The 11,236-nt window shown below is 74.9% G+C and carries 10 protein-coding genes; 4 read left to right on the top strand and 6 right to left on the bottom strand.

Annotated elements, in window-relative coordinates; all coding sequences use genetic code 11:
- Window positions 1-43 precede the first annotated feature (43 nt).
- The 5 genes from ABZX22_RS32255 to ABZX22_RS32235 are packed head-to-tail and all read right to left on the bottom strand — an operon-like array spanning window position 44 to window position 6,156.
- Window positions 44-847: a DUF917 domain-containing protein gene (locus tag ABZX22_RS32255; protein WP_354916334.1), complete on the bottom strand. Its 804-nt coding sequence runs from the start codon at window positions 845-847 to the stop codon at window positions 44-46.
- Window positions 840-2,357 (bottom strand): hydantoinase/oxoprolinase family protein, encoded by a 1,518-nt coding sequence (locus tag ABZX22_RS32250; protein WP_354916332.1) that lies wholly within the window; start codon window positions 2,355-2,357, stop codon window positions 840-842. Before ABZX22_RS32250 ends, ABZX22_RS32255 begins: the two co-directional genes overlap by 8 nt.
- A gap of 14 nt (window positions 2,358-2,371) precedes the next feature.
- Window positions 2,372-3,685, bottom strand: a complete 1,314-nt coding sequence (locus tag ABZX22_RS32245; protein ID WP_354916329.1) for a cytosine permease — start codon at window positions 3,683-3,685, stop codon at window positions 2,372-2,374.
- 51 nt (window positions 3,686-3,736) lie between these two features.
- Window positions 3,737-5,038, bottom strand: coding sequence for a hydantoinase/oxoprolinase N-terminal domain-containing protein (locus ABZX22_RS32240; protein ID WP_354916326.1), 1,302 nt, complete (start codon window positions 5,036-5,038; stop codon window positions 3,737-3,739).
- Window positions 5,035-6,156, bottom strand: coding sequence for a DUF917 domain-containing protein (locus tag ABZX22_RS32235; protein WP_354916323.1), 1,122 nt, complete (start codon window positions 6,154-6,156; stop codon window positions 5,035-5,037). The genes ABZX22_RS32240 and ABZX22_RS32235 overlap by 4 nt, the downstream gene beginning before the upstream one ends.
- A gap of 87 nt (window positions 6,157-6,243) precedes the next feature.
- Here ABZX22_RS32235 and ABZX22_RS32230 point away from each other — a divergent pair, with 87 nt between their 5' ends.
- Both ABZX22_RS32230 and ABZX22_RS32225 read left to right on the top strand, forming a co-directional pair.
- Window positions 6,244-7,557 (top strand): helix-turn-helix domain-containing protein, encoded by a 1,314-nt coding sequence (locus ABZX22_RS32230; RefSeq protein ID WP_354916321.1) that lies wholly within the window; start codon window positions 6,244-6,246, stop codon window positions 7,555-7,557.
- A 3-nt stretch (window positions 7,558-7,560) separates the two neighbouring features.
- On the top strand, window positions 7,561-8,325 hold the full coding sequence (locus ABZX22_RS32225; RefSeq protein WP_354916318.1) for an inositol monophosphatase family protein: 765 nt from the start codon (window positions 7,561-7,563) through the stop codon (window positions 8,323-8,325).
- Window positions 8,326-8,437: 112 nt separating this feature from the next.
- Here ABZX22_RS32225 and ABZX22_RS32220 read toward each other — a convergent pair whose 3' ends face one another.
- Window positions 8,438-9,073, bottom strand: a complete 636-nt coding sequence (locus tag ABZX22_RS32220; protein WP_354916315.1) for a GntR family transcriptional regulator — start codon at window positions 9,071-9,073, stop codon at window positions 8,438-8,440.
- 21 nt (window positions 9,074-9,094) lie between these two features.
- Between ABZX22_RS32220 and ABZX22_RS32215 the strand changes: the two genes are divergently transcribed.
- Together ABZX22_RS32215 and ABZX22_RS32210 are read left to right on the top strand one after the other, a co-directional pair.
- Complete coding sequence (locus ABZX22_RS32215; protein WP_354916313.1) at window positions 9,095-10,282, top strand: CoA transferase; 1,188 nt, start codon at window positions 9,095-9,097, stop codon at window positions 10,280-10,282.
- Window positions 10,279-11,223: a CoA ester lyase gene (locus tag ABZX22_RS32210; protein ID WP_354916311.1), complete on the top strand. Its 945-nt coding sequence runs from the start codon at window positions 10,279-10,281 to the stop codon at window positions 11,221-11,223. Before ABZX22_RS32215 ends, ABZX22_RS32210 begins: the two co-directional genes overlap by 4 nt.
- Window positions 11,224-11,236: the final 13 nt, after the last annotated feature.

Raw genomic sequence — 11,236 nt, 5'->3', positions numbered from 1 at the left:
TCTTCCGCAACAAGGACGAGATCCTCGACGGCCTGGTGGCCCGCTACACCGTCGAGCGCGGCGAGTACTGGGCCGAGCGGCTGGCCGCCGTCACCATGCGCCGCTCGACGTCCACGACCTTGCCGGTGAACAGCCGGACGCCGCCGAGCGTGGACGTGGCCGCCGCGACGGGGTCGGTGTGGGCGGCCCGCGCCCGCCGTACGGCCCGCCCGAGGTCCTCCGCCAGCGTCAGCGTGGCGGGGACCAGACCGTCGGCGAGCTGGTCGCCGCGCAGCACCGTGTCGGCGGAGGAGATCTGGCAGCCCATCTGGACGCAGGCTGCGCGCGCGATGCGCTCGGCCCAGTGGTTGGAGACGGCGTCGAGCACCAGCGTGTTGCCCTTGTCGTCGGCGAGGGCCATGGGCGTGTTGGACACGCCGATCAGGGTGGGCAGCACCATCTGCGCCTCGGGGAAGGCGCGGCCCATGGCGTCGCCGTCGACCAGCGGCAGCCCGGCCTGGGCGGCCGCGGCGACGGGGATCATCGAGTTCACGCCGCCGATCTCGATGGGCACGATGTGGGTGGCGGGCCGGCCGATGACGGCCTCGAGGGCGCGTAGCGCGGCCAGTTCCTCGGTGCCCGCGGGCAGCTTCTCCAGCAGCACGGTGGGCGCGCCCATGCTGGAGACGGGCACGACCGTGGCGTCGGCGGGGACCTCGTCGATGTCGTAGAGCGTCACCGGGCCGTGGCGCCTGATCGCCTCCCTGGCCAGGAGCTTGCCGACGTAGGGGTCGCCACCGCCACCGGTGCCGAGGATGCCCGCGCCTCTGGCCATGTCGTCCAGCTGCTCGATGCCGATCTCACGCATTGATCTTCTCCAAGTCCAGGTCGCCGACGGCCTTCACCCTGATGCGGGTCGCGTCGCCGGGCAGGTAGGCCAGCGGGACCTCCTCCACCTCGGCGATGCGCACGCTGTCGGTCCGCGCGCCCGCCCGTTCGGCGCGGGCGACGGCCTCGGCCTTCGCCTCTTCAAGGACGACCTCGCGCGGGCCCGCGTAGACCTTGTCCACCTCGCCGCCGACCTGGGCGATGGCGGCACCGACGGCGTTGGCCACGGCGAAGTGGTCAGGCCTGCGCACGTCGTCGAAGCCCGGCAGGTCGGAGATCAGGACGCTGCCGCCGCCGACCAGCACGACCGGCAGCGGCGCGGGGGAGGTGCGCATCCGGTCGACGGCGTCGGCCACCCGTTCCGCGATGACCTTCAGCGACCTGGCCGGATCGACGCCGGCCACCAGCGAGGGGTCGCCGATGTCGGCGTACCCGGCGGCGACGGCCAGGTCGGTGGCGGTCAGCGTGCCGCCGCCGAACACCAGCGCCTCCTCCGGCAGCCGGAAGCCGACGCTGCGCGGGCCGACGGAACCGTCCCCGGCGACGACGGAGCCACCGCCGATGCCGATCGACAGCACGTCGGGGATGCGGAAGTTCGTGCGGACCTCGCCGACCATCGCCTCTCCTGCGGCCTCGCGGGGGAAGCCGCCGACCAGGATGCCGATGTCGGTGGTGGTGCCGCCGATGTCGACGACCGCGCAGTCGCTCAGTCCCGACAGGTACGCGGCGCCACGCATCGAGTTGGTCGGCCCGGAGGCGAAGGTGGCCACCGGGTAGCGCAGCGCCCGGGAGACGTCCATGAGCGTGCCGTCGTTCTGCGACAGGAACAGCGGCGCCTCGATGCCCGCCACCCGCAGCGCCTGCCCGAAGGCGGCCACCGTCCGCTCGGCGAGCGGGCGCAGGGCGGCGTTGACGATGGTGGCGTTCTCCCTGGCCAGCATGCCCACGCGGCCGATCTCGCTGGACAGCGAGAGGTGGACGCCGGGGCCGAGCTCGGCGGCCAGGATGTCGGCCGCGGCCCGCTCGGAGGAGTCGCTGACGGGGGAGAAGACCGAGGAGATCGCCACCGAGCGCAGGCCCCTGCGCCTGATGTCGGCCGCGACCCGCTCCAGCTCGGCCGGGTCGAGGGCGGAGATCGGGCTGCCGTCGTACTCGTGGCCGCCATGGCACAGGTAGACCGCGCCCTCGACGACCTTGCGCAGGCGCGACGGCCAGTCGACCATCGGCGGCAGCGCGGCCGTGGCGGGCAGGCCCAGCCGTACGGCGGCGACCGGTTCCAGGCGGGCGCCCTCGACCAGCGCGTTGACGAAGTGAGTCGTGCCGATCATGACCGCGGACACCTGGGTGGCGCCGAGGCCCGCGAGGGCCGCGGCGACCCCGCCGGTGACGTCCTCGGTGGTGGGGGACTTGACGGTGGCCAGCACGTCGCCGCCGTCTCCGATGAGGGCGGCGTCGGTGTTGGTGCCGCCGACGTCGATGCCGATGCGCATGGAGTGGGATTCCTTCAGACGGTGAGGAGTTCGCGGGTGCCCCGGACCAGGCCGAGCTTGCCCGCGACGATGTAGGCCAGACCGGCCAGCAGGAGGGAGTTGAGCGCGGGGATGCCGATCCACTGGTGCTGCTCGCTCAGCCAGCCGACCAGCGCCGCCGCCGCCCAGATGACCAGCGTCGCCGGCACCCAGGTCGGTTCGGTCGCCGGCAGCGCGCCCTCGTCCCGCGAGGCGTCGAGCGCCGGCCGCCAGCGCTTGACGACGAAGTACTCGGCCACCATGATCCCCGCGATCGGCGGGGTGATGACGCCGAGGACGAGCAGGAAGTCGGTGAAGCGCTCCAGGATGCCCATGGCGGCCAGGACGCTGCCGAGCACGCCGATGCCGACGGTCACGGCGACCCGGTTGAGCTTGACACCGACGGTGGACTCGACGGCGCTGAGCAGGCCCAGCGCCGAGGAGTACAGGTTCCAGTTGTTGATCTTCACGGTGGCGGAGATGAGCACGATCACGCCGATCACGCCGGAGGAGGCGGTGATGATGGCGATCACGTCGGACGACTTCACCGCGTAGGCCAGCAGCACGCCGGCCAGGCCGAGCACGTACTCGCCGAGCGAGATGCCCACCAGCGTCTGCTTGATCACATCGCCAGTATTGCGGTTGAAGCGCGTCATGTCGGGCGTGGTGACGGCGCCGACGATGTAGGAGCCGGCCACGATCGTGGCGCCGGTGGCGATCGAGATCGGTTCGCCGAAGGGCGGCGACGCGACGAGGGTGCCCAGGTCGTGGCGGGAGATCTCCACCCACATCGCCCATCCGGCCAGGCCGAGGAAGGCGGGCACGGTGATGAACGCGGTCAGCCCCATGGCCTTGAAACCGCGGACGACCAGCGCGGTCACGCCCAGACCCGCGATCAACGACCAGGCCCACAGCGGCAGCCAGCTCATGATCGAGTGCAGCCCGGCGGCGAACACCGCGGTCTGCACGCCGAACCAGCCGAACAGGCTGAGGGTGATGATCACGCCGATCAGCGTCGCGCCGTAGCGGCCGAAGCCGGTCCACCGGGCCAGCATCGAGGTCGACAGGCCCTCGCGCATGCCGGCGATGCCGACGAAGATGCAGACGATCTCCAGGATCACCGAGCCGAGTGTGAAGGCCCAGAAGGCGTCCCAGAAGGACAGCCCCGCGCCCAGCGTGGCGCCGAGCAGGAACTGCGTCAGGTCCGACAGCTGGCCGAAGCGCTGCACCGCCACGTTGAACCAGGGGTAGCGGGCGCCCGGTGGCACCCGCTCCAGCGGGTAGTCCTCATCCGTCGTCGTCGTTGCCATGGGGAAGACGCCTTTCACAGGGGGGTCACAGGGGCAGAGGGGGTCACAGGATCACAGCCGCGCGGGCGGGCCGGCGGCCCTGGCGCGCAGCCGTACGAAGGGGCCGGGCAGGTAGTCCAGCGGGGTGTCGGCGGCCTCGACGATCCGCACGTGGAGGGGGTCGGCCCCGGCACGGACGGCGCTGGCCCTGGCCTGCTCGACCACCGCCTCCATCGCCGCCGGCAGGTCCGCGCGGCCGGCCAGGCGCACGATGCGCTCGTACTGGCCGCCCACGGGGCTGGTGGCCGCGCCGATCGCGCCGGCCGCGGTCGCGTGCTCGGGATGCAGCCCGTCCGGTACGGCATGCGCCCCGCCGCCCACGACGACCAGCGGCAGCCGTCCCGCCCCGGGCTGCATCCGGTCGACGGCCTCGGCCAGTTCGGCGGGCTCGACCGGCCTGGCCACCCTGACCAGCTCGGGGATGCGCAGCCCGACGGGCACGCCGCCGATGCGGGCGCCCGCGACGGCCTCCTCGGGGAAGCCGCCGGCCAGCGCGCCCACCCTGACGCGGCGGGCGCCGACATCCGCGACGACGGCGTCGGCCAGCCCGGTCAGCGCGCCCGCGCCGCGCAGCATGCTGGCCGGCCCGCTGCCGAGGCTGAGCCCCGGATGCCGGGCCAGGTGTTCCAGGCTCATCAGCGTGCCGTCCCCGCGGGTGACGTGGACGGCGGTGACAGGGGCCAGCGCCGAGGCGAGGCGCGCGGCCATGTCCGCGGCGAAACCGGACAGGGCGGCGTCGAGGACGGTGGCGTTCTCGCGTTCGAGCAGCCCGAGGCTGCCGAGGTCGGCCGACAGCGCGATCGGCAGGTCGCCGAGCTCGGCGCGGACGATCTCGGCCGCCTCCTGCTCCTGCTCGGCGTCGAGCGGCGAGAACAGGCCGGTGACGGCGACCGCCTGCGCCCGGCCCGCGACCGAGGCGGCGAAGCGGGCGACGGCGTCGCGGTCGAGCGGGGTCCAGTCGGCGCGGTCGAGGCCGCCGCCCCCGTCGACGACCGCGCTGCCCGCCTCGACGGCGCGGCGCAGGTCGTCAGGCCAGCCGAACAGCGGCCTGATCGCCTGCGCCTCCTGGCCGCCGATCCGCAGCGCCGCCACCCTGCACAGGCCGCGCCTGCCGGCGACGGCCGAGGCGGCGCCGTGCAGGCCGACGGCCACCTGGACGAGCGGCGGGGCGGCCAGCCGGCCGAGGGCGGCGGTGACGCTGGCCACCGGGTCGCCGGGCACGGAAGCGACCTTGACGGTGGCCAGGACGGCGCCCGCGTCGTGGAGCAGGGCGGCGTCGGTGTTGGTCGGCCCGATGTCGACGCCCGCCTTCACCGCGCCACCTCCCCGGCCTCCGGCCGGCGCGGTCCGCCGGAGGCGGGCGGCGCGCCGCCCGCCTCCGAGCGCGCCCGGACGCGAGGCGCTCCGGGGGCGGCGCCCGGCCCGGCAGGGGGAGCGGAGGGGGTGTCAGGGAGACCGCGGGCGGGAACGGCCAGGCCGGTGAGGCCGAAGGCCTCGGGGCCGGCCAGGCGCAGCCCCTCCTCGGTGTACCAGACCGGGTCGCAGGGCACCCGTACCACCGACACCCGCAGGCCGTACCTGACGTGCTCGGTGTCCACGACCTCGCCGGTGCGGGCGTCGAGCAGCGCGATCACGTCGGGCACCACCGCCAGCGGCGCGCCGTCCTCCAGGACGGCCAGGAACTCGGTGCCCGCCTCGATCCGCACCAGCCGGCCGAGATCGGCGCCCAGGCCCTCGATGACGATCGAGCCGGTCTCGGCGATCTTCCCGGAGACGAGGGGCGCGGGCAGCTCGGTGCCCAGGCGCAGCGCGCGCGTGACCGAGCCGAGCGCGGTGGCCGACGCGACCTGGTGGCCGCGCATGACGTACTCGGTGGTGGCCGCCTGGCCGCCGAACGGCTCGAGCGCCGCGCGCACCAGCCGTTCCAGCCAGCGCCCGTCCACGTGCTCGATCACCACGGTCCTGCCCCGGCCGTCGCACATCACCGCGGGAGTGGCGGAGATGCCGCGCAGCTCCATCACGGTCTGGTTCATGCGGGGGAAGGCGCGGCTCATGCCGTCGGCGTCGACCAGCGGCAGGCCGAGGCGGGCGGCCCAGGCGAGCGCCAGGCAGCCGTTCGCGCCGCCGATCTCGCTGGCCAGTACGGCGCCGACGGGCGTGCCGTACCGCCGCTCGATCTGCCGGCGCAGGTGCACGGGCTCGTCGGTGCCGCCGACGCGCTCGGACATCACCGCGGAGGAGCCCGCACTGCCGACCGGCATCACCAGCAGCTCGGGGTCGAGCTCGCCGGGCTGGACGACACGGACCGGCCCGTGGTCGTACAGCGCCTGGAGCGCGGCGGCCCTGGCGATCGTCACGGGGCCGCCGCCGCCGGAGCCGAGGACGGCGCATCCCCTGGCGTAGGCGGGCAGTGACCCGGTGTCGATGCGCATGCCCCCACAGTAGGAACTCCCAGGTCATGCATGGTGTGCCGGCAGAACCTCATTGGATGGTCAGTGTGCTCGTGGCACACTTCAGAGATGGACGGGGTGGACGGCCTGCGGCATCTGGCCGGGCCGATGAGCGGCCGCCGGGCCACCGGTGTCCGGCTGGTGGAGGACCTGCGGCGGATCGTGTCGCAGCCGGGCGGAGCCGTGCTCGTGCTGACCTCGGCCGCGGCGCGCGAGGCGGCCGGATACCGCCTGGAGGTGGCGCTGCGGGACGCGGGCGCGGCCGGCGCGGCGGCGCTCGTGCTGACGGCGCCGGTGGAGGTGGGACGCGGCGCCGCCGCGCTGGCCGAACGGGCCGGGATCGCCCTGCTGGCGGCGGAGGGCGACCTGGCCGAGCTGGTGGTCGCCCTCGACAGGGCCATCGCGGGCGACGCCGCCGACGCGCTGGTCCGGGCCGACAAGGCGGTGCGCGGCGTGCTCGGCGCGGGCGGCGTGCCCGCCCGGATGGCCGAGGCGGCGGGGGCGGCGCTCGGCGTCGAGGTGGGAGCCGACTTCTCCGCGCCCGAACGGGACGACCACCTCGGGCGGGCGACCAGGATCGTGCTGCGGCTGGCCGAGCTGGCCGCCGCCGCCGGACCGGCCGAGGAGCCGCCCGCCCGCTCGCGTGCCCAGGTGCTGACGGAGCTGCTGATCGCCCCGGAGAAGCAGGCCCAGGAGCTGGCCCCCAGGGCGCGGACGCTCGGCCTGCCCGTCGACGGCTGGCACGTGGTGCTGCGGGTGGAGGGGCCCGAGCCGTACGCGCTGCTCGACACCGTCGCGGCGCGGGCCGGCCGCGTGGTGCGGGACCTGGTCGGTCCCGAATGGAGCGTCGCGATGGCCGACGGCGCGCTGATCGTGGTCCGCACCACGCCCCGCGACCAGGGGCGGGCGGGCCTGCGCGCCGCCGCCGCGGACGCCGCGCTGCTCCTCGAGCGGGTACCGCCGGCGGGTGCCCGGTTGCGCTGCGGCGTCAGCACCGCCCACCAGGGCCTGCTCGGGCTGCGCACCTCCGCGTCGGAGGCCCGTACGGCGCTGCGCCGCAGCCCGGCCGCGCTGGCCACCTACGACCTGGCGGGGCTGGACCGGATGCTGGAGGAGTGGTACTCCTCCGACGCGGCCCAGCAGGCGGTGCGGGAACTGCTGCAGCCGATACTGGAACAGAAGAGGGCGGGACTGCTGCTGGACATCCTGAGGGCCTACCTCGACCACCACGGCTCGCCGGCCAAGGCCGCAGAGGAGGTGCGCATGCACCGCAACGCCGTGAGCAGGAACATCAGGCGCATCGAGACGCTGCTGCAGGCCGACCTCGACGACCCGCAGCAGCGTCTGGCGCTGCAGCTGGCGTGCCGAGCGGCAAGGATATGAGACATGACCGAACTACTGGACATCGCGTCGGAGGCGGCCAGGGCGGTCGGCGGGCCGCTGCGCAAGGCGTTCCGCTCCCGCCCGCCCGTCGAGACCAAGCGCGACTTCCACGACCCGGTGACCGAGCACGACCGCGCCGCCGAGGAGACGATCCGCGAGGTGATCCTCTCGCACCGCCCCGACAGCGTGATCGTGGGCGAGGAGGGCGGCACCACCGGATCCGGCGAGGTGACCTGGTACGTCGACCCCATCGACGGCACCGCCAACTTCGCCGCCGGCATCCCGTTCTTCTGCGTGTCGATCGCCGCCGCGGTGGAGGGCGAGCTGGTCGCGGGCGTCGTCTACGACCCGGTGCGGGAGGACGAGTTCACCGCCTCCACCGAGGGCGCCTGGTGCAACGGGGTCCCGCTGCGCTCGCGCGGCGCCGTGCGCGACCGTGAGGCGATGCTGCTGAGCAGCTACCCCACCCCGCGCGACCTCGACCAGGACGGCCAGGCCGCGCTCGACCGCTACGCGGCGGTGGTCCGCTCCTTCGCCGCGGTCAGGCGGCTGGGCAGCGCGGCGCTCAAGCTGGCGCACGTGTCCGGCGGGTGGGCGGACGTGGCCTACGGGCGGCTGTCGAACCCGTGGGACGTGGCGGCGGGGGCGCTCCTGGTACGGCAGGCGGGCGGCGTCTACCTCGGCGACCCCCTGGTGCCGGGGGACTACCTGGCCCACGTGGGCGGCTTCGACCTCGCCGCCTCGGCCCTCGCCGACGTGGCCGCCTGACCGCGCAGGGCCGGTCTTCTCCGGCGCGTGTCTCTCGGACAGTCGCGACCGCTTCGGCACGCGGGCTCCGGCCCCGCCCGTCCGCTCGACGCGGCGCCCGCCGGGCCCGCCGTCAGGCCCGGCGGTGGGCCGCACCCGCCTTCACGTGCTCGATCATGATCTGCTCGGCCGTCTCCCCGTCGCCGCGCTCCAGCGCCCGCAGGATCCGCTCGTGCGCGTCGAGCTGCCGCTCGGCCACCCCCGGGTCCAGCCACAGCGACGCCCCCGGCGGCACGGGGAAGCTGGCCCTGACCGCCCTGGCGTGGCGGCCCAGGAAGGCGGGCCCGCCGATGTCGGCGATCCGCAGGTGGAACTCCTCCGACTGGCCGCCCAACAGGTCGTGCCGCCCGGCCGCGGCGTCCGCGACCATCGACTCGTGCAGCCGCCTGAGCTCGGCCAGCTCCGCCGCGGCGATGCGCCCGGCCGCCAGACGCGCGCCCAGGCCCTCGACCACGGCCCGCACCCCGTAGAACTCCTCCAGCGCGTCGTCGCCGAGGTCGACCACAGTCGCCCCGTGATGGGGCTCGTAGCTGATCAGCCGGTCCTTCTCCAGGCGGCGCAGCGCCTCCCTGACGGGCGTCACCGACACCCCGAGCCTGGTGGCGACGGCGGCGGCGCGCAGGGCGGTGCCGCCGGGGATCTGCCCGGTGCGGATCTCGTCCAGCAGGACCTCGTAGACGTAGTCCGCCTTGCTCATGGGCTGTCGCATAACTTATAAGATATAGGACTTATGACCAGTCTTGCCGATATCCGGGTGATCGACGTCGCGACGTTGTTCGCGGGGCCGTCCGCCGCGATGATGCTGGGCGACTTCGGCGCCGACGTCATCAAGATCGAGCATCCCCGCCGCGGCGACCCCTCACGCGGGCACGGCGCCGCCAAGGACGGCGTCGGCCTGTGGTGGAAGTCGCTGTCACGCAACAAGCGCGCCGCCGCCGTCGACCTGTCCGCGCGCGAGGGCCAGGAGATCCTGCGCCGCCTGGCGCGCGGCGCCGACGTGCTGGTGGAGAACTTCAGGCCCGGCACGCTCGAACGCTGGGGCCTCGGGCCCGAGCACCTGATGGAGCTCAACCCGCGCCTGATCGTGGCCAGGATGACGGGGTTCGGGCAGGCCGGGCCGATGGCGGGGCGGCCGGGGTTCGGCACGCTGGCCGAGGCGATGAGCGGCTTCGCCGCGATGACCGGCGAGCCCGACGGCCCGCCGACGCTGCCGCCGCTGGCCCTCGCCGACGGCATCGCCGGCCTGGCCATGTCCTACGCCGTCATGGTCGCCCTGCACGCCCGCGAGCGGACCGGCCGCGGGCAGGTCGTCGACATGGCCATCATCGAGCCGATCCTCGGCCTGCTCGGGCCGCAGATGACCGCCTACCAGGCGCTCGGCGCGGTCCCCCGGCGTACGGGCAACCGGTCGAGCAGCAACGCCCCGCGCAACACCTACCGCACCCGTGACGGGCGCTGGCTGGCCGTCTCCACCAGCGCGCAGACCATCGCCGAGCGCGTGGTCACCCTGGTCGGACGGCCCGACCTGGTGGCCCAGCCATGGTTCGCCACCGGCGCGGGCCGGGTCGAGCACGTCGAGGAGCTGGACGAGGCGGTCGGCTCCTGGATCGCCGAACGCGACGCCGACGAGGTCGTCGCCCGCTTCGAGGAGGCCCAGGCGGCGATCGCCCCGATCTACGACGTGCGCGACATCGCCGAGGACCCGCAGTACGCGGCGCTGAACACCTTCATCGAGCTGCCCGACGAGGAACTCGGCTCGGTCACCGTCCAGAACGTGCTGTTCCGGCTGTCGGAGACGCCGGGCGAGGTGCGCTGGACGGGCCGCCGCCTCGGCCAGGACACCGACGAGGTGCTCGGCGAGCTCGGCTACGCGCTCGAGGAGATCGCGAAGCTGCGCGAGAACGGGGTGGTGGCGTGACGCTGACCTGGCTGTACGTGCCGGGGGACCGGCCCGAGCGGTTCGACAAGGCCATGGCGTCGGGGGCCGACGTGGTCATCGTCGACCTCGAGGACGCGGTCGCGCCCTCCCGCAAGGACGCGGCCAGGCGCAACGTCGTCGACTTCCTGCGTGCCGGCCCGTCGTCCCCGCGGGCGCGCGCCGACGGTGCCGCCGGGGACCGCGGCGGGCCCGGCGCCGGTGCGCGTGCCGGCGATTCCACCGGGGAACGGGGCGCGCCGGCGGTGGGCGCGCGGGTCGACGGCGCCGGCTGGGATCCGGGCGGGCCGTCCGTGCACGTGCGGGTCAACGACCCCGCCACGGACCACGGGCGGCGTGACCTGCGGGCGCTGGCCGGCCTGCCGCTCGCCGCCGTGCGGGTCCCCAAGGTGCACTCGGTCGCGACCTTGGACCTGGTGGATCTCGACGTCCCTGTCCACGCCCTGCTGGAGTCGGCCGCCGGCGTGGTGAACGCGGCCGCCATCGCCGCCCACCCCAGGGTGGCGGGGGTGGCGCTGGGGGAGCAGGACCTGATGGCCGAGCTGTCCATCACCGACGAGGCGGCCCTCGACCACCTGCGGGTGCAGGCGGTGCTGGCCGCGGCGGCGGCGGGGCTGCCCCCCGTGGCGATGTCGGTCTACGCCGATGTGGCCGACGAGGCCGGGCTGCTGGCCTCCACCAGGCGGGGCAGGGCGCTCGGGCTGTACGGCCGGGCGGCGATCCATCCCCGGCAGCTGCCGGTGATCCGCGAGGCGTTCACGCCCACGCCGGAGGAGGTGGCCAGGGCGCGGGAGATCGTCGCGGCCGCCGAGCTGGCCGGCGACGTGGGCGCGGTGGCGCTGCCCGACGGCAGGTTCGTCGACGCGCCGGTCGTGGCGCGCGCCCGCCGTACCCTCGGCCTGGCCGACCGGCTGGCCCGCTGACGCCCCGCCGCTC

It is taken from the genome of Nonomuraea sp. NPDC003804, assembly GCF_040610675.1.
Classification (GTDB): domain Bacteria; phylum Actinomycetota; class Actinomycetes; order Streptosporangiales; family Streptosporangiaceae; genus Nonomuraea.
This window is presented reverse-complemented; position numbering and strand designations above follow the sequence as displayed.